This window comes from Streptomyces sp. H39-S7 (genome assembly GCF_027158205.1).
Taxonomy (GTDB): domain Bacteria; phylum Actinomycetota; class Actinomycetes; order Streptomycetales; family Streptomycetaceae; genus Actinacidiphila.
Genome location: NZ_JAPVLU010000047.1, coordinates 43,870 through 65,588, shown reverse-complemented (window position 1 = coordinate 65,588; position 21,719 = coordinate 43,870). Strand labels below are relative to the sequence as shown.

The 21,719-nt window shown below is 72.1% G+C and carries 20 protein-coding genes; 7 read left to right on the top strand and 13 right to left on the bottom strand.

Annotation, left to right across the window (positions count from 1 at the left end):
* Both O3X23_RS34340 and O3X23_RS34335 read right to left on the bottom strand, forming a co-directional pair.
* Positions 1-1,031 (bottom strand): RNA polymerase sigma factor (locus O3X23_RS34340; protein WP_269276421.1); only part of this gene is annotated, 1,031 nt, incomplete at its 3' end.
* A 187-nt stretch (positions 1,032-1,218) separates the two neighbouring features.
* On the bottom strand, positions 1,219-2,139 hold the full coding sequence (locus O3X23_RS34335; RefSeq protein ID WP_269276420.1) for an oxygenase MpaB family protein: 921 nt from the start codon (positions 2,137-2,139) through the stop codon (positions 1,219-1,221).
* A gap of 96 nt (positions 2,140-2,235) precedes the next feature.
* Here O3X23_RS34335 and O3X23_RS34330 point away from each other — a divergent pair, with 96 nt between their 5' ends.
* Positions 2,236-2,874 carry a TetR/AcrR family transcriptional regulator gene (locus O3X23_RS34330; RefSeq protein ID WP_269276419.1) on the top strand — a complete coding sequence of 213 codons (639 nt, stop codon included), beginning with the start codon at positions 2,236-2,238 and terminating at the stop codon, positions 2,872-2,874.
* A gap of 8 nt (positions 2,875-2,882) precedes the next feature.
* Here the strand turns inward: O3X23_RS34330 and O3X23_RS34325 are convergent, their stop codons facing one another.
* The 9 genes from O3X23_RS34325 to O3X23_RS34285 all read right to left on the bottom strand — a co-directional run bounded on the left by O3X23_RS34325 (position 2,883) and on the right by O3X23_RS34285 (position 14,072).
* On the bottom strand, positions 2,883-3,281 hold the full coding sequence (locus O3X23_RS34325; RefSeq protein WP_269276418.1) for a hypothetical protein: 399 nt from the start codon (positions 3,279-3,281) through the stop codon (positions 2,883-2,885).
* Positions 3,282-3,406: 125 nt separating this feature from the next.
* On the bottom strand, positions 3,407-4,228 hold the full coding sequence (locus O3X23_RS34320) for a siderophore-interacting protein (protein WP_269276417.1): 822 nt from the start codon (positions 4,226-4,228) through the stop codon (positions 3,407-3,409).
* Positions 4,225-4,347 (bottom strand): hypothetical protein, encoded by a 123-nt coding sequence (locus O3X23_RS34315; RefSeq protein WP_269276416.1) that lies wholly within the window; start codon positions 4,345-4,347, stop codon positions 4,225-4,227. Before O3X23_RS34315 ends, O3X23_RS34320 begins: the two co-directional genes overlap by 4 nt.
* Positions 4,348-4,496: 149 nt before the next feature.
* Positions 4,497-6,017, bottom strand: coding sequence for a carotenoid oxygenase family protein (locus O3X23_RS34310; RefSeq protein WP_269276415.1), 1,521 nt, complete (start codon positions 6,015-6,017; stop codon positions 4,497-4,499).
* Positions 6,018-6,143: 126 nt separating this feature from the next.
* On the bottom strand, positions 6,144-7,760 hold the full coding sequence (locus tag O3X23_RS34305; RefSeq protein WP_269276414.1) for a (2,3-dihydroxybenzoyl)adenylate synthase: 1,617 nt from the start codon (positions 7,758-7,760) through the stop codon (positions 6,144-6,146).
* Positions 7,757-8,971, bottom strand: coding sequence for an isochorismate synthase DhbC (gene dhbC / locus O3X23_RS34300; RefSeq protein WP_269276413.1), 1,215 nt, complete (start codon positions 8,969-8,971; stop codon positions 7,757-7,759). Before dhbC ends, O3X23_RS34305 begins: the two co-directional genes overlap by 4 nt.
* A gap of 100 nt (positions 8,972-9,071) precedes the next feature.
* The gene (locus O3X23_RS34295; protein ID WP_269276412.1) at positions 9,072-9,848 is read right to left on the bottom strand and encodes a 2,3-dihydro-2,3-dihydroxybenzoate dehydrogenase; all 777 of its coding nucleotides are present in this window, start codon (positions 9,846-9,848) and stop codon (positions 9,072-9,074) included.
* A gap of 96 nt (positions 9,849-9,944) precedes the next feature.
* Complete coding sequence (locus tag O3X23_RS34290; RefSeq protein WP_269276411.1) at positions 9,945-10,724, bottom strand: ferritin-like domain-containing protein; 780 nt, start codon at positions 10,722-10,724, stop codon at positions 9,945-9,947.
* Between the two features lie 144 nt (positions 10,725-10,868).
* A complete protein-coding gene (locus O3X23_RS34285) occupies positions 10,869-14,072 on the bottom strand; it encodes a GH92 family glycosyl hydrolase (RefSeq protein WP_269276410.1) in 3,204 nt (1,067 codons plus the stop codon).
* 280 nt (positions 14,073-14,352) lie between these two features.
* Here O3X23_RS34285 and O3X23_RS34280 point away from each other — a divergent pair, with 280 nt between their 5' ends.
* The 4 genes from O3X23_RS34280 (at position 14,353) to O3X23_RS34265 (ending at position 18,479) form a co-directional block, all read left to right on the top strand.
* Entirely contained in the window at positions 14,353-15,126 is a 774-nt protein-coding gene (locus tag O3X23_RS34280) for an ATP-binding cassette domain-containing protein (RefSeq protein ID WP_269276409.1), read from the top strand.
* A 23-nt stretch (positions 15,127-15,149) separates the two neighbouring features.
* The gene (locus O3X23_RS34275) at positions 15,150-16,229 is read left to right on the top strand and encodes an ABC transporter permease (protein WP_269276408.1); all 1,080 of its coding nucleotides are present in this window, start codon (positions 15,150-15,152) and stop codon (positions 16,227-16,229) included.
* A 57-nt stretch (positions 16,230-16,286) separates the two neighbouring features.
* Positions 16,287-17,264 (top strand): ABC transporter substrate-binding protein, encoded by a 978-nt coding sequence (locus O3X23_RS34270; RefSeq protein WP_269276407.1) that lies wholly within the window; start codon positions 16,287-16,289, stop codon positions 17,262-17,264.
* Positions 17,265-17,453: 189 nt separating this feature from the next.
* Positions 17,454-18,479, top strand: a complete 1,026-nt coding sequence (locus O3X23_RS34265; RefSeq protein ID WP_269276406.1) for a LacI family DNA-binding transcriptional regulator — start codon at positions 17,454-17,456, stop codon at positions 18,477-18,479.
* A 1-nt stretch (position 18,480) separates the two neighbouring features.
* Here O3X23_RS34265 and O3X23_RS34260 read toward each other — a convergent pair whose 3' ends face one another.
* Positions 18,481-19,179 carry a DUF4386 domain-containing protein gene (locus tag O3X23_RS34260; RefSeq protein WP_269276405.1) on the bottom strand — a complete coding sequence of 233 codons (699 nt, stop codon included), beginning with the start codon at positions 19,177-19,179 and terminating at the stop codon, positions 18,481-18,483.
* 164 nt (positions 19,180-19,343) lie between these two features.
* Between O3X23_RS34260 and O3X23_RS34255 the strand changes: the two genes are divergently transcribed.
* Both O3X23_RS34255 and O3X23_RS34250 read left to right on the top strand, forming a co-directional pair.
* Entirely contained in the window at positions 19,344-20,591 is a 1,248-nt protein-coding gene (locus tag O3X23_RS34255) for a sensor histidine kinase (protein ID WP_269276404.1), read from the top strand.
* Complete coding sequence (locus O3X23_RS34250; RefSeq protein WP_269276403.1) at positions 20,588-21,283, top strand: response regulator transcription factor; 696 nt, start codon at positions 20,588-20,590, stop codon at positions 21,281-21,283. Before O3X23_RS34255 ends, O3X23_RS34250 begins: the two co-directional genes overlap by 4 nt.
* On the opposite strand, the gene O3X23_RS34245 is transcribed toward O3X23_RS34250, so the two are convergent.
* Positions 21,265-21,642 carry a hypothetical protein gene (locus tag O3X23_RS34245; protein WP_269276402.1) on the bottom strand — a complete coding sequence of 126 codons (378 nt, stop codon included), beginning with the start codon at positions 21,640-21,642 and terminating at the stop codon, positions 21,265-21,267. The genes O3X23_RS34250 and O3X23_RS34245 overlap by 19 nt on opposite strands.
* Positions 21,643-21,719: the final 77 nt, after the last annotated feature.

Here is a 21,719-nt window from a genome sequence, read left to right as displayed (position 1 = left end):
GCGGTCAGGTGTCCGGCGACCAGGACGCCCACGACGATGACCGCCGCGGCCGCCAGCGCCGCCGCGCCGGCCACGGGAGGGCGCCGGAAGACCGACCGGGGGCCGCGCGGCGGCCGGGAGTGCGTCGCCCGCGACCTTCCGGGCGCGCTGCTCCGGCCGGGCGGATGCGCCACGGCGGCCTGCGGGGGTGTGGCTTGCGGGGAGGCGGCGTGCGGGGAGGCGGCCGGGAGTATGCGTGCGGCCAGGTCGGCCGGCGGCACCAGCAGCGGCAGCCCGCCCAGCAGCCGGTTCATCGGCAGCAGTTCGCCGATCTGCCCGCCGCAGGCGGCGCAGCCGCGGACGTGCCGGGCCAGCCGCTTGCGCCACAGCGGACTCGGGGTCCCGTCCCAGTCCCGGGTGAGGACGCCCAGCTCGGCGCAGACGCCCGGATGCCCGACGTGGTGCAGCGCGCGCACCACCGAGCGGGCGGTCTCCATCTGCTCCTTCATCCGCTGGACGCGCACCGCGGCATGGCGTCCCGACAGGCCGAGGGCTTCGGTCAGTTCGGCCCGGTCGAGTTCACCGGTCTGCTCCAGCCACCACAGGGCGAGCAGTTCCCGGTCGTCCCCGTCGAGCCAGCGGGTGGCCTCGGCCACCTCGCGGCGCTGGTCGGTCAGGCGCAGCCGCAGGATCGTGACCGCGGCGAAGTCGGATCCCGGGTCGGGCAGTTGCTCGGCGGTCTCCAGGTCGGCGCGGCGATGGCGCGCGGCCCGGTGCTGCTGCTCCCGGTCGCGCACCTGGTGGACGGCGATGGCGACCATCCAGGAGCGGAAGGACCGCGGATCCCGCAGGTCGGGCAGCCCGCGCACGATCCGCAGCAGGGTCTCCTGGACCACGTCGTCGACATCGCTGTGCCCGTTCAACGCCCGTCCGACGATGTTGTACACGAGCGGGACGCAGTCGGCGAGCAGCTCGTCCAGCGCCCGCCGGTCGCCGCCCCGGGCCGCGATCACCGTGCCGGTGTCCGGTCCGCTCCGCTCGGTTCCTCGCATCGCGCTTCGCTCCCTGTCGTTCGCCCGTCGTGCCGTCCCCGCGCTCCGTCCGCCGGGACCGGCACTTGCCTGCCGTTCAGGAGACTCCCGCGCGGCGCCGGGACAACAGAAAACCGCAGGACTTCCCGAACAGGGGGCGGTGCCGCCCCCAGTGTGGAGCAGGCGGGCGGGCCGGCGGCCCCGGGGGTCACCCGCCGGGCAGGTAGTGCTGCGGCAGGTGCCGTTCCTCGGCCGGCGGAAGGTTGCGGAGCGGGGTGTGGACGGTGGGCGCGTCCAGGGGCAGCCGGCCCCGCTCGCGCTGCCAGCCCGCCCGTGCCCGGGGGTGGAAGCGGCGTTCGTGCGGTACGAGGCGCCAGCTCCGGTTCACGAGGTGTCCGAGGGCGCGCAGTCTGCGCTCGTCGCGGCCCGTCCACGCGTAGCCCAGCCGGTCCCGGACGGCCTGCGGGTACATCCCGACCGTCATCCACACGGTCAGCCGGGCCAGCGACACCCGGGCCGCGTCCCACAGCGGGGCCGGCAGCAGCCGCAGGACGGGCGGTCTGGCGACCGCGCCCACGTCGAGGACCTGCCGGGTGGGCGCGTTGTCCTCCAACACCTCCGCGCACATGTGGTCCCAGTACGCCTGGAAGTCCTCCCAGGTCGCGGGGACCGGCTTCATGCTCATCCCGTAGAGCGCGTACCAGCGCACGTGCTCGTCGAAGAGCTGCCGCCGCTGGACCTCGGTGAGCCCGCCGCCGAAGTACTCCGCGACATGCATGGTCAGGACGAAGAACGTCGCGTGCGCCCAGTAGAACGTGCCCGGGTTGAGCGCGTGGTACGGGCGGCCGGAGCCGTCCACGCCCTTGATCGTGTCGTGGTAGCCGCGGACGGTGCGCGCGGTCTCGGCGGCGCGCGGACCGTCGTAGACGACCCCGCCGATCGGGTAGAGCGAGCGGAACAGCCGCTCCCAGCGCTCCTCGAAGAACCGCGAGTGCTCGGCGACTCCGGCACCGAGTTCGGGGTGCATGTTCTGCATCGAACCCGCCCAGGTCGCCAGCAGCAGGGCGCGCCAGTCCCCGAAGTACTTCCAGGTGAGTGATTCCGGTCCGAGCGGTCTGACGTCCGACACGGTGCACCTCCAACTGATGACGGGCGTCATCAGACTAGGGCGCCCAGGTTAGAATGTGCGGACAGGTGTCGTCAACACACCTACGAGGAGATCCTGTTGAGCGATCGCACCTGGGGCGGCAGCACCCTGGCCGCCCGACGCGAGACGCGCCGCGAGACCCTGCTCGCGACCGCGCTGAGCCTTGCCGGCGAGGACGGCAGTGCGGCGGTGACCGTCCGCTCCGTCTGCCGCCGCGCCAAGTTGACCGACCGCTACTTCTACGAGAGCTTCGCCGACCGCGACGCGCTGCTGCTCGCCGCCTTCGAGCGGGTCGCCACCGAGGCCCGCGACACGCTCGCCGACGCTGTCGCCCGCACGTCGGCCGAGCCGGCGGCCCGTGCCCGCGCCGCCGTCGAGGCGTTCGTCGCGCTCGTCCTGGACGACCCGCACAAGGGCCGTCTACTGCTCCTCGAACCCTTCGCCGATCCGGTCCTGGGCGAGCACAGCCACCGGCTGATGCCGTCGTTCACCGACCTCATCGACGGCCAGCTCGCGGACGGCACGGACGACTCAGGCCGCCGGATGACCGCCTACGCCCTGGTCGGCGGCCTGGCCAACCTCTTCGCCGGCCGGCTCCGGGGCACGCTGGACGTGTCGCGCGAGCGCCTCGTCGACCACAGCGTGCACCTGGTCCTTGCCGCCCACGCCGCGACCACCCGGCCGGACGGCACCGGCCCGGACGCGTCCCGGCCCTGAGGCAGGCGCTACCCCGTCGTGCAGGCGACGGACAGCCGGCCCGCCGCGTCCGCGAGGGAGGTGACGTCCGGGCCCTTGCCGTCCTCGGCGCGGTCCTCCGCGCGGTCGACAGCGGCCGACAGTTCGTCGACGGCCTTGCGGACGCCGACGCCGTCGCCCCCGACCTGCTGCACATCCTGCTTCAGCTTCGCCAGGGCCGCCGAGGTGTCCTGGCGGCGGCTCTGCTCCGACAGTTGGCCGATATTGGTGGCCGTCGACTGCAGGTCCTGCACATCCCCGGCGATCCGGGCGGCTATCTTGGCGCAGTCGAGGGCCTTGTCCACACCGTCGCAGGCGGCGGCCAGGGGAACGGCCAGGAACAGGGCGAGTGCGGCGACCAGCGGTCGCGGCGTGAACCTCTGGGGCATGTACGGGACTCCTCCCCCGAGGGGCACGGCGAACTGCCCCGACCACTCTTGCACCGCTCACTTCGAACGGTACTCAAGTACGGGGTCCCGCACGGCCGGAACGGGACACCGGCCGCCGCGACGCCTCAGGCACTCACCTCGGCGATGAGATCGTCCTCGGAGCTGCCGCGCTTCCAGTAGCCGGTGAAGGTGACCGCCCGCCGGTCGATCCCGCGCTCGGACACCAGGTGGCGGCGGAGCGCCTTGACCGTCCCCGACTCGCCCGCGATCCAGGCGTACGGCGCGCTCCCCGGCAGTTCGGCGGCGCGTACCGCCTCCAGGACGGGCGGCGCGCCGTCACCGATGAGCCAGGTCACCACGGTGTCGGCCCGGCTGGGCAGTTCACGGCGGTCGTCCGCGTGCGGGATCTCGATCCAGACCTTCGCCGGCAGCTCGGGCGGCAGCCAGGCCAGGATGCCGGCGACGGCCGGCAGGGCGGTGGCGTCGGCGGTGAGCACGATCGAGTCGGTGCCGGGCGGTGGCCGGAAGTCGACGCCCGCGTTGTCCTCCTCCACCGCGCCGAGGATGGTGACGCGGTCGCCGGGGCGGGCGGCCCGCGCCCAGCGGGAGGCCGGCACCGTGTCGCCGTGCAGCGCGAAGTCCACGTCCAGCTCGGCGGCCTCGCTCCCCGCCCGGCGCAGTGCCCGGACGGTGTAGGTGCGCATGATGCCGCGGACTGCCGGATCGAGGGCGCGCCAGGCTGTGAACCACTCGGGGTCCGACGGGTCGGGCATGACCGGCTCGTCCTGGCCGGAGTGCGGCAGGAACAGCTTGAACCGCTGGTCGCGGCCGCCGGAGGCGAGCAGCGCCAGGTCCGGACCGCCGAAGGTGACCCGGACGAAGTTCGCTCCGACGCCGGCCGTCCGCAGGACCCGCAGCGCGAAGAAGCGGAAGGGCAGCTCGCTCATGCGACCTTCACCGCCTTCTCGACCGCCGCGGCCGGCCGCTCGATCAGCGGGGCGGCGCCGGCGCAGGAGAAGCGCGGCCGGGCGCGGCGGGACGGTGACGAGGAGCGGGGGGTGTGCATGGCGGGGCAGCTTCTCTCTCGGGGAGACAATATGAGGGTAGGCTAACCTAACCTTCTATGGGTGGACAGTCCCCCGCACCGGCGGCCGAGCGGGCCGCGCGCCGCACCCGTACGGCGGGTGCGGCGCGGGAGCGCTGCGGGGCCTGACGTCACTCGTCGGCGATCCAGCTGCCGTGGAAGCCGAGCGGCACCCGGGCCGGCAGGTGGATGCGGGCGAGGGGTTTCCCGGTGAAGTCCTGTGCGGACAGGATCACCAGGTCGGACGCCCCGCGATCCGGGTCGTGCACGTACGCCAGCGTGTAGCCGTCGTCCTCGGCCGCCGTCGGATGCGGGTCGCAGCCGTGCCGGGCGACGAAGACCGCCTCGCCGGCCGCGGCGCCCTTCGGCAGCCGGTGCACCTGCGAAGTGCCGCGGACCAGGTCTTGCTTGATCAGCGCGTTGCTGAAGGACTCGTCGGGCGGGACGCCGTCGACCGTCTCGTACGCCGTGAACATCTCGGCGGCCGCCGCCGAGTAGCCGTACCGGTGGCGCCGGGAGACCAGCGCCTCGTTGACCCGGGGGAACTCCTGCGGGCGGTCGTCGAGTTGGGCGAACCGCACCCGGTCGTGCGCCAGGTCGACGGTCCACCGGTTCAGCGACGGGGTGGTGAACGACGACGGGCCGTCGGAGCCCCGGCCGTCGACATGGAAGGGAGCCGGATAGGTGGTGATGTCCACGACCACCGTGTCGCCCTCGTCGTAGGCGTTGAGGGTGTGCGAGTGGAAGTACGGCGGCACCTCGAACCAGCGGATCCGCCCGCCGTCCCGGGGCAGCACCCCGACCCGTGCGGGGTGGTCGTCGTTCCAGATGTACGGCACCAGTTTGCCCGCTTCGGCCGCCACCGGGTCGAACGTGACGGGGATGTCGAAGACGATCACGTACTTCCTGGTGAGCGCGAAGTCGTGCATCATCGGGCTGTCCGCCACCGGGATCCTGGTGGTCCTGACCACCCGTCCGGCGGGGTCGACCACGAGGTGCCGGACGTGGTCCCACGTCGGGTAGTACGTGATGGCGTGCAGTTCGCCGGCGTGGGCGTCGTACTTGGTGTGCGCGGTGTACGGGCCGTCGAGCGTCCCGCCGAAGTCGTACGTGCCGACGGTGTTCAGCTCCTCGTCGAGCTCGTACGGCAGCGGCCCGCTCTCCTGCAACGCCAGCACCCGGCCCCGGTGCGCGATGACATGGGTGTTGTTCGCGAAGTCGTCCCGCGGCACCGGCCCGTGGTACGGCTCGCCCAGCTTCCCGGCGACGCCCGACGAACGGATCCACCGGTTGCGGTACCACTCGGCGCGGCCCTCGCGCAGCCTGACCCCGTGCACCATGCCCTCACCGAGCATGTAGTGGTGCGCCCGGGGGTCCTCGAGGCCCAGCACGTTCGGGCCGTTCCGCAGATACCGGCCGTTCAGCTCACGGGGGATGCGGCCGGTGACCGGCAGATCGAACGCCGTCACCTCCTTCGTCACCGGCGCGAAGGCCCCGTGGAGGAACGGGAACCTGCCGCCTCCCCCGCCCTCCGTCGCGGCGCCGGCCGGCGTCAGCCCGGCGGCCCCGCCGCCCGCCAACTGCGCCGCGAACCCTCCCGCGGCCACGATCGCCGCGCTGCGCACTACATCCCGTCGCGTGTGACCCGTCATCGCCGAACTCCCCGTGCTCTGTCGCTGTGGACTGACATGCACGAGTCTGCGACAGGAGGACGGCCAGGTCAGTGGGGTTGAACACCCGGCGATGGTGGTGCCAGGCCCCCCATCGCCGGGGGCCGGCTACGCGCCGCCGTGGGCGCGCAGGTCCCGCTTGGAGATCTTGCCGATCCCCGTCTGCGGGAACGCGTCGACGAACTCGACGCGGTCGGGGACCTTGTAGGCGGCGAGACCGCGCTCCCGGACGAACTTCTTGATGGCGGGCGCCTTCAGGGGCTCGGCGCCGGCGCGCAGGATGACGTAGGCGCAGGTGCGTTCGCCGAGGTAGGGGTCCGGAACGGCGACCACCGAGGCGTCGTGGACGGCGGGGTGGGCGAGGAGGTGGTTCTCGACCTCCTCGGCGGCGATCTTCTCGCCGCCGCGGTTGATCTGGTCCTTGGCGCGGCCCTCGACGACGAGGTGCCCGCTCTCCGTCCTGCGCACCACGTCGCCCGTGCGGTAGAAGCCGTCCTCGGTGAAGGAGCGGGCGTTGTGCTCGGGCGCGTTCCAGTAACCGCGGATGGTGTAGGGGCCGCGGGTCAGCAGATGGCCGGTGGCGCCGGGGGGCAGCGCGTTGTCCTCGCCGTCCACGATGAGGATCTCGTCGTCGGGCGAGATGGGCCGGCCCTGGGTGGTGACGATCACCTCCTCCGGGTCGTCGAGGCGCGTGTAGTTGACGAGTCCCTCCGCCATGCCGAAGACCTGCTGGAGCGTGCAGCCGAGGGCGGGCCGTACCCGGCGGGCCGCCTCCTCACTGAACTTCGCGCCGCCCACCAGCAGCACTTCCAGGCTGCTCAGGTCGTATCCGCCCCGTTCGGCCGCCTCGATCCACAGGAGTGCGAGGGGCGGGACGAGGCCGGTGACGGTGACGCCTTCGCGTTCGATGAGCGGGAAGGCGGTGTCGGGGTCCGATCGCGGGCAGAGCACCACCCGCGCGCCCGCGTACAGCGCGCCGAGCGTGCCCGGTGAACTGAGCGGGAAGTTGTGGGCGGCCGGGAGGACGCACAGGTAGACGCTGTCCTCGTCGATCGCGCAGATGTCGTTCGATCCGCGCAGCGAGTAGATGTAGTCGTCGTGGGTGCGCGGGATGAGCTTGGGGATACCGGTACTGCCGCCGGACAGTTGCAGGAAAGCGAGGTCGTCGGGTCGCGGCCCGCCGTGGATGTCGACGGGCTCCTGGGCGATGCCGGCCAGGGAGGTGTGCTCGCCGGGGTCCCCCACCACGAACACGTGCCGCAGGGTGGGGACGTCGGCACGGACCTTGGCGGCGAGCGTGCGGTGGTCGAATCCCGCGTGCACGTCCGCGATCACATAGGCGACGGCCTCGGTGAACTCGCAGAAGTAGCGGATCTCGCTCTCCCGGTGCGCGGGGAGCGCGAAGACCGGCAGCGCGCCGATCCGGAAGAGGGCGAAGACGATCTCGAAGAACTCCGCGGTGTTGGGGAGCTGGACGACGACCTTGTCGTCCTTGCCGATGCCCTGCCCGAGGAGGCCCGCGGCGAGCCGGTCGGCCCGTTCGTCCAGTTCCCGGTAGGTCCACCGGCGGTCGCCGTCGACGATCGCCACGCGGTCGGGGTGGGCGGCGGACCGGTCGCGCAGCATCTGTCCGAAGGTCTCCCCGCGCCACCAGCCGGCGGCGCGGTAGCGCTCGGCGTACGCGGCGGGCCAGGGGGCGAAGCCGCCGGGGGTCGCGGTGCTCACAGATCGGCTCCCACGGCGTGCAGGAACGTACCGAACTTGGCGGCGGTCTCCGCGGTCTCCGCGCCGGGTGTGGAGGCGGCGACGATGCCGGCTCCCGCGTACAGGCGCAGCATGCTGCCCTCGGCCTCCGCGCACCGGATGGTGACGACCCATTCGCCGTCGCCCGTGGCGTCGCCCCAGCCGACCATGCCGGTGAAGAAGCCGCGGTCGAAGGGTTCGAGTTCCTCGATCACGCCGCGCGCGGTGGCGGTCGGCGTACCGCAGACCGCCGGGGTGGGGTGGAGGGCGCAGGCGAGCTCCAGGGCGGACGTCCGCTGGTCCCGCAGTACTCCGGTGACGGTCGTCGACAGGTGCCACATCGCGGCGGTGCGTACGAGGGTGGGCATCTCGGGTACGTCGATGTCCACGCAGTACGGGGCGAGCGCCTGGCTCACGGCCGCGACGACGACGGCGTGTTCGTGCGAGTCCTTCGCCGAGTCGAGCAGGGCGGCGGCCCTGCGGACGTCCTCGGCCAGGTCGGGGCTGCGCGGCGCGGATCCCGCGAGGGGGTTGGCGATGAGCTGGTTGCCGCGCCGGCTGACGAGGAGTTCGGGGCTGGCGCCGAGCAGGGCGCGGCCGGGTCCCGTGGGCATGGCGAAGGTGTAGCCGCCGGCGTCCCGGCGGGCCAGGCGCTGCAGCAGGGCGGGTACGTCGACGGGTTCGGTCGACTCCAGCTCCAGGGTGCGGGCGAGCACGACCTTGCTGAACTCGTGCCGGCGCAGCCGCTCCACCGCGTTCGCGACGGCCGCCCCGTACTGCTCGGGTTCGGGCACCGGCCGGATGTCCCACACGCGGGCGCCGGGGGCCTCCGCGGGCAGGGCTATGAGCGGGTCCTCGTTCAGGGGGGACGACCAGCGGACGGTCTCGGGGACAGTCAGGGCGCTCGGCGCGTGCTGGTCGAAGGGGATGGCGCCGACAACGAGGGGGGCGAGGTTGCCGGCGGCGCGCTGGGCCTCCAGGGTCGCGGCGACCCGCTCCGGCAGGGGGCGGTCGTCGTGCGGGACCACCGCGCGCGTGCCGTGTGCGAGGAGGGTACGAGTGGGGGAGGCGAAGAAGCGGTTGTCACCCGGGGTGTAGGCGTCGAGCAGGGCCGTGGCCGCTCCGACGGCGGGGTGTGCCGTCGCGGTGCGGCGGGGGGCGGGATGGGGCGCGACATCGTGTGCCGTCGTCACGGGGTGCTCCGATTCTGTGTCAGGCAGGAGGCAGGCGGAGAGCGCGCACTCTCGGGTGCGCGCGGGGGCCTGGTGGCAGGTGTGGCGGGAGGACGCTCCGTCAGCGGAGGGTCGCGCCGCCGTCCACGTACAGGTCGTGCATCGTGATGTGGCGCGCCCGGTCGGAGACCAGGAACGCGACGGCTTCGGCCACGTCGGACGGATCGCCGAGGCGGCCGAGCGGAATGCCGGTGCGGTACGAGGCGAGATCGCCGTCGAGGACCGAGTCCGGGGCTTCGGGCCCGGACCACAACTGCCGCTGCATGGGGGTGTCGGTGGAGCCCGGCGAGACGACGTTGCAGCGCACCTGGCTGCGTCCCAGCTCGAGCCCCAGACACTTGGTGAACATCGCCGCCGCGGCCTTGGACGCGGCGTACGCGGCCATGCCCGTCCGCGGGATGCCGGCCGCGTTGGAGCCCACGGTCACGATGGACCCGCCGCGCCGCTCCACCATGAGGCGGGCGGCGGCGCGGCAGGTGTGGAAGACCCCGGTGGTGTTGACGGCGAAGGTGTCGGCCCAGTCCTGGTCGGTGAGTTCGACGACGGGGGCGGGTCGCAGGATCCCGGCGACGTTGACCAGGATGGCCAGCGGGCCGACGTTCTTCTCGATGTCGGCGAAGGCGGCGTCCACGGCCGCGCGGTCGGTGACGTCGAGCGGGTAGGCCGCGATGGTGCCCGGTTCGTACGAGGACCGCAGGCGCTCCAGTCCTTCGGGCGCCCGGTCCGCCACGGCGACGGTCGCGCCGCGGTCGGCGAGGGCACGGGCGACGCTCTCCCCTATGCCCTGGCCGGCGCCGGTGACCAATGCCGTTCGGCCGGCCAGCTCTTGATACTGCACGGGTTGCTCCTCACCCTGCCCGACATCTGCTTAGGTTAGCCTAACCTATGCCGATGTCCTCGGGCTCGGGCGGGAGCCCCGGACGCGAAGCCGCGATCAGGCGGCACGGCCGGGCGAGGCCGCCGCCCGGTCCCGCGTCCGCGCGGGCGCCGCGCCGGACGGCTGCAACGACCGGGCGCCCAGGATGTCGGCGACGACGTCCGTGGACGACCGCATGACATCGGCGACGAACCGGCGGCGCGGCACGCCGAGATGGCGCAGCGCCGGGCCGTGGTCCCAGACGACGACGGCGGTGGCACCGAGCAGCAGCAGCCGCCAGCTGGCCAGCACCAGGACGCGCAGCGCCCCGGGCAGCACGCCGAGCGCCTCCCGCAGCCGCAGGCAGTGGAAGGGGACGTGCCGCCGCTCGTCGGCCAGGATCCGCGCCGCGACCTCGCTCACGAGCGGGTCCCCGGCACCCTCGCTGACAGCCCGGTAGTACCGCAGGGCCACCACCTCGGCGATCATCAGGACCATCAACTCCAGGCGCAGGCCCAGCAGGCGGCGCAGCCGGACGAAGGCCGAGTCGCTCCAGTGGGCCGCGATGGTCGGCATGCCGCCCGCGCCGAGCAGCAGCGCGAGCAGTCGCGCGTGGTTCTGTTCCTCCGCCACGAACAGCCGCACCGCCGCGGCGTACTCGCGGTCGCCGGCCTCGTCGGCCTTGCGGATCAGGTTCGCTCCGTCGCCGTCCTCGCCGACCTGGAAGCGCTGCAGGCTGCGGGTGAGCGGTCCCGGCAGGCTCGCGCCGCCCGCCCAGTCCGGTTCGCCCTGCGCGCGCCGGCGCTCGGTCTCCGCCTCGAACGCCCGTGTCCAGCCGGCGAATGTGTGCACGCTCATGCTGCCCCCACCTCGTACGTCATCTCTGGTGCGATGACGGAGAACATAACATTGAACGTGTTCAATTCCTATGCCAGCACACCGGACGCGACCGGGCCCGGGAAGGTGACCACCGGGAGGGGGTGATCGGCGGAGGGAGGTGGATCAGGTGCCGTAGACCTCGAATTCGTAGATCCGGGCCGCGGTGTCGGTGTTCTGGGTGGGCGTGATGACGGCGAGACGGGCGTAGCGGGCGGTGGCGGTGAACGAGTTGGTCGTGACGTCGGAGGTGTTGCCGCGCACCTGGGCCACCGAGGTCCAGGTCGTGCCGTCCGCGGAGACCTGCAGATCGAAGTCCTTGGTGTCCCAGCCGGCCGACTCCCCGCCCGCGCCGGCGTGCCGCACGGTGATGGAGCTGAGCGCGTGCGACGCGCCGAGGTCGACCTGGAGCGTCCTGGTCCCGGTGGCGCCCGAGCACCACTTGTCGGTGTTGCCCCCGGAGACGCTGCCGTTGACCGCCTTGTCGGGCGTCTCGGTGGTGTTGCAGGAGACCGACCCGGTGGCGGGCCGGTTCAGCGCCAGATTGCTCGGGCCGCCGCTGCCGCCCCCGTAGACCTCCAGTTCGTAGATCCGCGTCGCGGTCGCCCCGGTGTTTCCGGGGGTGTTGACGGTCAGCCTGACGTAGCGCGCCTGCCGGGCGGAGACCGCGTTGTACGTCCTGCTGGACCGGGAGCCGGTGACGGTCGCCGCGGCGGTCCACGTCGTGCCGTCGGTGCTCGTCTGGATCGTGTACGCGCCGGTGTTCCAGGCGGTGTTCTCGCCGCCCAGTCCGGCGTGCTTGACGACGAACGAGGAGACCGACTGCGCGGAGCCGAGATCGACCTGCACCGTCGGTGGCGCCGTGTTGGTGCACCACTTGCTGTTGCTCCTCAGCGAGCCGTCGACGGCCTTGTCCACCGACTCGGCCGCGGCACAGGGGGCCGCGGAGCTGGTCACCGGCTTGCCCAGGGCCAGGTTCGCGCCCAGTTCGGGAGCGGCGGGGACCGAGGTCGCGCCGTCCTGGAACGACGGCGGCACGTCAGCGGCGCCGGTGCCCCACGTCGCGCTCGGCGTTCCGCCCATCGTGTAGTTCAGCGTCCCGCCACCCGCCACGTCCGGGTAGCGCAGGTAGCTGTGCCCGGTGGCGGCGCCGTTGACGCTCAGGCCCTGGACGTAGCTGCCGGAGCCCGAGGAGTTGATGGTGATGTCCCCCGCGGCCCGCTGGATCGTGATCGAGGGGAACGTCGGGCCGTGCACGGCGAGCGTGTCGGCGCCGGGGGTCGCGGGGTACATGCCGAGCGCGGCCCAGACGTACCAGGCGGAGGTCGCGCCCAGGTCGTCGTTGCCGGGCAGTCCGCCCGGCCCGGTGGTGAACGACTCGGTCATCACCTTGCGCACCGCGTCCGACGCGCCGGACGGGTGCCGGGCGTAGTTGTACGCCCACGGCACACCGTGCTCCGGCTCGTTGCCGATGTAGTAGTACGGCCGGCTCTGCCCGGCGTTGACCTCGGTGAAGTGGTGGTCCAGACGCTGTACGGCGGTCTGCCGGCCGCCCATCGAGTTGACGAGGCCGGCGAAGTCGTAGGTGACCATCCAGGTGTACTGGGCCGCGTTGCCCTCGGTGAAGGTGGACTGGCTGGCCGGGTCCAGGGGCCAGGGCCAGCTGCCGTCGCTGTTGCGCGGGTGGACGAAGCCGGACTCGGGGTTGTAGGTGTTGCGCCACCACTGGGCGCGCGTCATGTGCGTGTTGTAGCTGCTCGTGTCGCCCAGCGACTTGGCGAACTGCGCCGTGGCGAAGTCGGACGCCGAGTACTCCAGCGAGTCCGACGGGTCGCCGTTGATGTAGTGCAGGCTGGTGAACGTGGACTGCCGGCCGCGGATCGCGGTGCCCTGGATGGTGCCGCCGTTGGAGGACTTCTCCATCAGCGCCAGCGCGGCGGCGGTGTCGAAGTCCCGGGCGCCGAAGGCGTACATGCTGCTCACGATGATGGGCCCGGGATCGCCCGTCATCACGAAGTCCTCGTTGGTCTGCTGCGACCACTTGGGCAGCAGGCCGCCCTGCTGACCGTCGAGGACCATGGACTTGGCGATGTCACTCGCCTCGGTCGGCGCGATCAGCGCGATCAGGGCCGCCCAGGAACGGTAGATGTCCCAGCCGGAGTAGTTCTGGTAGACCGGGCGCGCGGAGTTGTGCACCGCCCCGTCGAATCCCCGGTAGTCGCCGTTCACGTCGCTGGAGATGTTCGGGCTCTGGAAGACGTGGTAGAGGGCGGTGTAGAACTTCAGCAGCTCGGTGGCGCCGCCGCTGGGGATCTGGACCCGGTTGAGGATCTGGTTCCAGGAGGTGTCCGCCGCGGTGCGCACGGCGTTGAAGTCCCAGCCGTTGTTCTCGGTGGTGAGGTTGGTCTTCGCGTTCGCGACGCTGACGTACGACAGCGCGACCTTGAACTGGACGCTCTGGGCGGCCGTGGTGTCGAAGGTGACATAGGCGCCGGTGTTGGTGCCGTTGGCACTCGCCGAGCCCGCGGTGACCGTCCCGCCGCTCCAGGTACCGAACCCGGTGGGGGCCTTGTCGAAGCGGATGTCGAAGAAGATCTGGTACGTCTTCGACGAGCCGCAGAAGCCGCCCGCGGTGACGCTGCCGGAGACCTCCGAGCCGCTGATCTGGACCGACCCACTGCGGTTGCCGGTGGCACTGCGACTGGTGTTGATCAGCAGCTTGGAGGCCGTGCCGGCGGGGTAGGTGAGCTTGCCCATGCCGGTGCGGGTGGTCGCGGTCAGCTCGACGTTGGTGGCGTACTTGTCCAGCCGGGTCTTGTAGTAGCCGGGCGCCGCGGACTCGTTCGCCTTGGTGTAGCCGGACGCGTAGCCGGTCCACCCGGTACCCGGCGAGGTGCCCAGCGCTCCGGTGATCGGGAGCATCGGCAGGTCCTCGTTGTTCGAGCAGCCCGCCCCGTCGAAGTGGGTGGCGCTGAAGCTCTCGACGGTGGTGTCCGAGGCACGGTAGCCGGACGGCGAGGCGGTCGGGGTGTCCGGGCTCAGCTGGACCCCGCCGAACGGGACCACCGCGCCCGGATAGGTGCTTCCGCCGGCGCCGCCCGGCACCGGGTTGGGCGCGGTGCTGTCATCGGTGCCGATGAACGGATCGACGTACTGGGTCGGGTTCGCCACCGCGGCCAGCGCGGGGGGTGCGGCGAGGGCGACCGCGCCCACCGCGGTCAGCAGCAGACAGGAGAGGGCCGTCCCGAATCTCAGCAACGGGGTGGGCCGGCCGGGAGGCGGATTGGCGCCGGGGGCACCGCGGTGCCGGAGGGAATGCGATCGGAGCACGGAGGACCACCTTGTCGTGGGGAAGGCCGCTCGCCCGCGAGGCCAGCGTCCTGAAGGCACGGAGGATGCTCGAAGTGCATGTGAACGTTATCAATCAAAAGAGGATTCTTGACGTGTCCCTGATGGCGTGTCAAGAGTGCCCACCACGCCGCAAAACACGGGCCTGTCCGGTACCGGAGGGCCGAAAGGCACCTGTGCGCGGAGTATTGACACATCATCAGGCCACGCCCACAATCCGGGAATCGCTGAGAACGTTACCAAGGCACGGGGAGGTTTCCCGATGGCAGAACCACTCCTGGAGGCGCGGGGGGTGACCAAGCACTTCGGTCATGTCCAGGCTCTCCAGGGTGCTGATTTCACCGCCTGGCCCGGTGAGGTCGTCGCACTCATCGGCGACAACGGCGCCGGGAAGAGCACTCTGGTCAAGACGTTGTCCGGCACCATCAGACCGGACGGCGGGCAGATCCTGGTGGACGGCGCGCCGGTGCGGCTGACCAGCCCCCTGGACGCCCGGCGGTACGGCATCGAGACCGTCTACCAGGACCTGGCGCTCGCGCCGGACCTGGACGCGGCGGCCAATCTGCACCTGGGCCGGGAGCTGTTCCGCAGCGGCCTGCTCGGACGGCTCCACGTGCTCGACCGGGCGGCGATGCGCCGGTCGGCCGTCACGGCCTTCGCCGAACTCGGGGTCGACCTGCGGGACGTGAACGTCCCCGTCGCCTCCCTGTCGGGCGGCCAGCGCCAGTCGGTCGCGGTGGCCAGGGCGGTCGCCTTCGCCAATCGGATCATCTTCATGGACGAACCGACCGCCGCCCTCGGCGTGGTGCAGCGCGGTCGGGTGCTCGACACCATCCGGCGCGTCCGGGACCGCGGTATCGCCGTCGTCCTGATCAGCCACAACATGCCCGAGGTGCTGTCGGTGGCGGACCGCGTCGAGGTACTGCGGCTGGGCCGCCGGGTCGCGCGGTTCACCGCCGCGCAGTCATCGGTCGAGGAACTGGTCGGCGCGATGACCGGGGCACTGGACCCGGCGGCGAACGGTGGTGGGGCGTGAAGCCGGAGATGTCGGGACGGAACATGACGGAATCAGACGGGCCGCGGCTGGAGAAGACGGCGGCCGCGGACCCGGTAACCGCTCCGGACAACGCGCCCGCGCGGAAGCGGATCACCGTACCGGGGTGGGCCCAGCGCCTCGCGGCGGTCAACGAGGCCTGGACGTTCGGCGTCCTCGTGCTCCTGGTCGCCTTCTTCACCATCGCCGCGCCGAACACCTTCCTCACCCCGTACGACATCACCCAGATAGCCACCAACGCCGCGATCTACCTGGTGCTCGGCGTCGGCATGACCTTCGTCATCATCGTGGCCGGGATCGACCTGTCCGTCGGCTCGGTGCTCGTCCTGGCGGCCGTGCTGTCCGGCGAGTACACCGTGCACCACGGTGGCGCCGCGTCGGGCTGGGGCACCATCACCGTCAGCGCGCTGATAGCCCTGGCCACCGGACTGGTGTGGGGCGCGGTGCAGGGGCTGCTGGTGGCCAAGGCCAAGGTGCCCCCGCTGATCGTCACACTCGGCGGCTTCGGCGCGGCCCTGGGCCTCGCCCAGATCATCACCGGCGGGCAGGACCTCACCGGGGCCGTCTCGGGCAAACTGCAGCACACCATCGGGTTCGGCAAGCTCTTCGGGCAGATCCCCTGGCTGGTGGTCATCGCGTTCGGCACCACCGTCGTGTTCGGCCTGGTGCTCGCCTACACCCGGTTCGGCCGCTACACCTACGCGATCGGCTCCAACGCGGAGGGCGCGCGCCGGGTGGGCATCGCGGTGGACCGCCATCTCATCCTGGTCTACGCGCTGGCCGGACTGCTGGCGGGACTCGGCAGTGTGATGTGGCTGGCCTACTTCGGCACCACGTCCATCGCCGGCCACTCCACCGACAACCTCAAGGTCATCACCGCGGTGGTGCTCGGCGGCGCCAGCCTCTTCGGCGGCCGCGGATCGGTACTCGGCACGGTGATCGGGGTCTTCATCCCGGCGGTCCTGACCACCGGCCTGATCATCATCGGCGTCCAGCAGTACTGGCAGGACGTCGCCATCGGCGTGGTCCTGGTCCTCGCCGTCTACCTCGACCAGTTCCGCAGGCGCAGCCGCGACCGCGGCTGACCGCGCGCCGAACGCAACCCCCCGCTCGGGCCGAACCCTCACAGAAGGATCTCCGCCATGCACAGAGCCATGAAGTTCGCCGGATGCTGCGCGGTGCTGGCCGTGTTGGCCACCACCGCCGGCTGCAGCGACGACAGCGGGTCAGCCGGTTCCGGGAAGAAGACCCTCCAACTGATCACCGGCGTCAAGAGCGACCCCTTCTACATCACGATGGCGTGCGCCGCCCAGGCCGAGGCCGCGAAGGTCGGCGTCGACCTCAAGATCAACGGTTCGGCGCAGTGGGACGTCGCGGTACAGCGGCCGATCATCGACTCCGTCGCCGCCACCCGCCCGGACGGCCTGCTGATATCCCCGGTGGACAGTACGGCGCTGACCCCCTCGCTCCAGCAGATCCAGAGCGCGGGCACCAAGGTCGTGCTCGTGGACACCTCGGTCACCGAGGCCTCGGTGGGCGTCTCGCGGATCTCCTCCGACAACGAGGCCGGCGGCAAGGCCGCGGCCAAGGCCCTGGCCCAACTGATGGGCGACAAGGGCTCGGCCATCGTCATCAGTGTCAAGCCCGGTGTCTCCACCACCGACGCCCGCATCAAGGGCTTCACCGAGGAGATGCAGGGCAACCACCCCGCGATCACGCTGCTCCCTGTGCTGTACGACAACGACCTGCCGGCCACGGCCGCGTCGCAGATCCAGGCGACCCTCGCCGCGCACCCCGACCTCGGCGGTGTCTTCGCGGGCAACACCAACACCGCCCAGGGGGTGTCCACCGGACTGCAGGCCGCCGGCAGGCAGGGCAAGGTCAAGGTCGCCGCGTTCGACGCCGAACCCGACGAGATCACCGCGCTCAAGAACGGCACCCTGGACGTCCTGGTCGCGCAGGACCCGGCCGGCATCGGCACCCAGGGCGTCGACCAGGCACTGGCCGCCATCGAGGGCAAGAAGGTGACCGCCCAGATCGGCACTCCCATGGTCGCCATCACCAAGGCGAACATGACCGACCCGAGCATCACCAAGTACTTCTACAAGTCCGCCTGCTGACCGCCGGACCGGGGACGGGGGCGGGGCCGGGGCTGCTCATCCGGTCCCGCCCCCGTCTCGGGCGGCAGGGGTGGGTAACGTTGGCGCCGCCGGTGCCCGGACCGCACGCGGGGAGTGCGGAGGGTCCCGCCGGCCATCAACCACGCGACGGGTCCGGCACCGCACCGGGGCCCGTCGATGAGGAGGCCCGTGAAGCGCCCGACGATGAAGGACGTGGCCCGCGCCGCGGGAGTGAGCCCCATGACGGTCTCCCGTGTCATATCCGGCGAGTCGGCCGTGTCCCCGGACACCACGGCCCGAGTCGAGCAGGCGGTGCGGAAGCTGGGCTACCAGCGCAACGACAACGCCCGGAACCTGCGCTCGAAGAACCTGGGGACGTCCACCATCGGACTGGTGGTGGACGATCTGGCGAACCCGTTCTACGCCCTGATGGCCCGGTCCGTGGAGGACGAGGCGCACCGGCGCGGGTACCTGGTCCTGGTCGGCAGCACCAACGACGAGCCGCGCAGGGAGCAGGAGGTCGTGGCGGCGTTCTGCGCCCGGCAGGTCGACGGCCTGATCCTCGTGCCGACCATCGGCAGTCACGGATTCCTCAAGCAGCCCATGGAGGGCGGCACCCGGGTCGTGTGTGTCGACCGCCCGGCCAAGGGCCTGGCGGTCGACACCGTCACCGTCGACAACCGCGACGGGGCGAACCGGGCCGTCACCCACCTGCTGGACCACGGGCACACCCGGATCGCCTACCTCGGCGACCGGTTCGGCATCTGGACCCAGCGCGAGCGCTACGCCGGCTATCAGGAGGCACTGGCGGCCCGGGGCGTGGCGGAGGATCCCGAACTGGTCCGGCACGAACTGCGCTCCCAGCCCGACGCGGCCGCGGCGCTGGCGCAGCTGCGCGCCCTGCGCCGGCCGCCGACCGCGCTGTTCACCAGCAACGACCTGATCACCATCGGCGTCATGGACGGTCTCGGCCAGGCCGAGGGCGGCCTGTTCGAACGGATCGCGCTCGTCGGCTTCGACGACTTCCCGCTCGCGGAACGGCTCAGCCCACCGCTGACCGTGGTGAGTCAGGACCCGGTGGCCCTCGGCAGCACCGCGGCGAACCTGCTGTTCTCGAGGATCGACGGCGACCGCTCCGCACCGCGTTCGGTGATCCTGCTGACCCGTTTCATCGTCCGCGGCTCCGGCGAGACGCCGGTGACCGGGGCCGACTGACCTACCGGGCCGGCAGGGAAGCCGGCCCGGCGGGGCGGAACCCCCTGGCAACGAGCCAGACCGCCAGGGTCATCTCGTAGAGGAACACCGGAAGCGCGCACACGGTCCCCCACACGGAGATCTGCTCGTAGACACCGAACAGGACCAGCACGCCCGAGGCGAGGATCAGCGGCCCTCCGACGATGCCCAGGGCCGCGATCCAGCGCGGAACGAGTCGGGACCGGTACAGGAACCAGCCCATCATCAACGTGCTCGGGCCCAGCGCCAGATTGGGCCCGAACAGGAACGACCAGTCGTGCTGCGCCACCAGCAGCCTGCTCGCGGTCAGGTACGCGGCGGCGTCGGGGGACTGGGCCCGGGAGAACTCCTGACCGAGCGTCATCACCGAGAGCAGGCTGATGATTCCGACGACGATGATCGCGGCTTCGAGCAGGCGGAAGCAGACGTATCCGAGCGCCGCGGTCTCACTTCGCTTCCTCAGGAGGGGGAACATGAGAATCGCGGTGCCGATGATGGAGAAGACACACGTCAGCTCCAGCAGCGCGCCCGATGCCACCCTGCCCACCTGCGCGGACCCCTCGACGACGTACCCGGTGTGATCCAGGATCGGCGCGTACTGCAGAAGGCCGATGATGGAGGTGACCGCTGCCAGGATGAACAGGATCCCGGTCGCTGCGGCCCTCCGTCTGTGCGTACTCATATTCCCGCTCCTCGTCCGCATGGCTGTGTTCGGTGAGGGCAACACTGCGGGCCCCCCGCCCCGGAAACCTCCCCTCCGGGGCGGAAGGAGCTCCACCCCAGGGTGGAGACGACCGAGCCCTTCGGGGGGTCTGCGGACCGCCGGACGGCACCTACTCTGAGCCCATGACCACACCACCGCCCCCGCCGCGGGACCGGGCGAAGGTGCCCTCGGCGTCCGGAGTCCGGGCGCCGGTCCGGCGCTACCTGCTCGCGGCGGGCCTCGGAGCCGTCGCCTGGATCGTGCAGGCCGCCGTGCTGCACTCCGAGCCGCTGAGCCCGGCGCGGACGGACCGCGTGGGAGCCGCGCTCCTCCTGGATCTCCTGCTGGGTGCGGTGGCGCTGGGACTGCTGCCGCTCCGGCGCCGGTACCCGCTGGCGGTCGCCTGCCTGCTGGTCGCGTTGGCGCCTGTCTCGGTGGCCGGGCTGGGGGCGATGACGCTGGCCGTCGCCACGATGGCGACCTACCGGCGGCGGTGGTGGATCGCCCTGGTCGGGGCCCTCGCGGCGGCCGGCGCCGTGGTGTCCGCCGGCCTGTACCGCCCCTGGCTCTCCCCCGCCGTGGACAGCCACGCTTACCCCGTCGCGGGCAACGTCGTGGTGGTCCTGCTGATCTTCGCGGCCGCCGTCACCACCGGGTACTACGCCGCCGCCCGGCGCGAACTCCTCGCGTCGCTGCGGGAGCGGGCGCTGACCGCCGAGCGGGAGCGGGCCCTGGCCGCGCAGGCGGCCCGCGACGCCGAGCGGACCCGCATCGCCCGGGAGATGCACGACGATCTGGCGCACCGGATCTCCCTGGTGGCCCTGCACGCCGGGGCGCTGACTTTTCGCGAGGACCTCAGCCGGGCCGAGACCGCGGCCACCGCCCAGACCATCCAGACCAACGCGCAGCTGGCGCTGGCCGAACTGCGGCAGGTGCTGGGCGTGCTGCGGTCCGGACAGCCGTCCGGCGCCGAGCGGTCCCAGCCGACGCTCGCCGAGCTGCCGGCGCTGCTGGCCGATGCCCGGGAGGCCGGCTCGGTCGTCCGGCTCGACACCTCGGGGCTGCCCGGGGGGACCGGCCCCGACCTGTCCGCCATCACCGGGACGCTGTCACTGACGTCCTTCCGGATCGTGCAGGAAGCCCTCACCAACGCCCGCAAGCACGCCCCGGGTACGGCGGTCGCCGTGCGGCTGGCGGGGGCACCCGGGGACCACTTGCGCATCGAGGTCCGCAACCCGGTCGGACTCCCGGCCGGTGCGCCGCTGACCTCGGCCGGGGTCGGTCTCGCGGGCCTGGGCGAGCGCGCCGAGCTGGCGGGCGGGACGCTGCGCTTCGGGGTCGAGGAGGGCGGGCACTTCGCCGTCCGGGCGAGGCTCCCGTGGCCGGCGTGACCACGGCGCGGATCAGGGTGCTGATCGTGGACGACGACCCGCTGGTGCGGGCCGGCCTGCGGATGATCCTGGGCGGAGCGCCGGACCTGGAGCTGGTCGCGGAGGCCGCCGACGGGCAGGAGGCGCTCGACGCGGTCGCCCGCGCGCTGCCCGACGTCGTCCTGATGGACATCCGGATGCCGCGGATGGACGGGCTGGCCGCCACCCGCAGACTGCGGGAGCTGGGCAGCGGCACCCGGATCGTCATCCTGACCACGTTCGACACCGACGAGATGGTCCTGACGGCGCTGCGGCACGGAGCCGTGGGGTTCCTGCTCAAGGACACCCCGCCGGCCGAGCTGGTGCTCGCGGTCCGGCGGGTCGCCCGCGGGGAGCCGAGCCTGTCCGCCAGCGTGACCACCCGACTGATCGCCGCCGTCACCACGACGCCCGACACGTCACGGCAGCACGCGGCGCTCGCCCTGCTGGACCGGCTGACCGCCCGCGAGCGGGAGGTGGCGATCGCGGTGAGTGAGGGTCTGACGAACCCGGAGATCGCCCGGTCGCTCTACATGGGTGTGGCCACCGTCAAGACCCACGTCGGGAGCGTGTTCGCCAAGCTGGAGGTCTCCAACCGGGTCCAGGTCGCGCGCTGCGTGCACGACGCGGGGGCGGACGCCGGGCCTGGCGCCGGTCAGGACTCGTGCGTATAGAAAACGTAGTACGAGGCGGCGACCGCCCCGGCCGCGAAGAAGAGGCCCATTCCGACGCACCGCAGGATGCTTTCGCCGGTCAGGCTGTGCAGGAAGCCCACCGACACCCCCGTCAGCACCCCGTAGGCCGCGGCGCGCAGCTCGCGCGGCAGCTCCATCTGCGTCCTGCCGAGCACGAAGCACAGCGCGGCCACGACAGCGCCGGCTACCACGCCGAGCGCGATGTCGCCACCGGTGAGCGGCCCGCTCTCGCGGGCGATGAACGCCGCCCAGACGCCGTAGATCACGCCCAGCGTGACGGGCAGGGCGACTCCGAGCGAGCCGTGGTGCCGAGCCGGCACCACTGAGGCAGTGGCCATGACGGAACTCCTTCCGCTGTCTCCTTCCAGGGCACACCCGGGCGGACCGCACGGCAAGTGGATCTACGACGGCCCGC

What these genes read in the sequence shown, in the direction of transcription:
- O3X23_RS34280 (WP_269276409.1), top strand. Translation starts at nt 14,353, where the DNA reads ATGGCAGAACCACTCCTGGAGGCGCGGGGGGTGACCAAGCACTTCGGT.
- O3X23_RS34290 (WP_269276411.1), bottom strand. Translation starts at nt 10,724, where the DNA reads ATGAGCGTGCACACATTCGCCGGCTGGACACGGGCGTTCGAGGCGGAG.
- O3X23_RS34320 (WP_269276417.1), bottom strand. Translation starts at nt 4,228, where the DNA reads ATGAGCGAGCTGCCCTTCCGCTTCTTCGCGCTGCGGGTCCTGCGGACG.
- O3X23_RS34260 (WP_269276405.1), bottom strand. Translation starts at nt 19,179, where the DNA reads ATGAGTACGCACAGACGGAGGGCCGCAGCGACCGGGATCCTGTTCATC.
- O3X23_RS34325 (WP_269276418.1), bottom strand. Translation starts at nt 3,281, where the DNA reads ATGCCCCAGAGGTTCACGCCGCGACCGCTGGTCGCCGCACTCGCCCTG.
- O3X23_RS34275 (WP_269276408.1), top strand. Translation starts at nt 15,150, where the DNA reads ATGACGGAATCAGACGGGCCGCGGCTGGAGAAGACGGCGGCCGCGGAC.
- O3X23_RS34245 (WP_269276402.1), bottom strand. Translation starts at nt 21,642, where the DNA reads ATGGCCACTGCCTCAGTGGTGCCGGCTCGGCACCACGGCTCGCTCGGA.
- O3X23_RS34270 (WP_269276407.1), top strand. Translation starts at nt 16,287, where the DNA reads ATGCACAGAGCCATGAAGTTCGCCGGATGCTGCGCGGTGCTGGCCGTG.
- O3X23_RS34315 (WP_269276416.1), bottom strand. Translation starts at nt 4,347, where the DNA reads ATGCACACCCCCCGCTCCTCGTCACCGTCCCGCCGCGCCCGGCCGCGC.
- O3X23_RS34255 (WP_269276404.1), top strand. Translation starts at nt 19,344, where the DNA reads ATGACCACACCACCGCCCCCGCCGCGGGACCGGGCGAAGGTGCCCTCG.
- O3X23_RS34310 (WP_269276415.1), bottom strand. Translation starts at nt 6,017, where the DNA reads ATGACGGGTCACACGCGACGGGATGTAGTGCGCAGCGCGGCGATCGTG.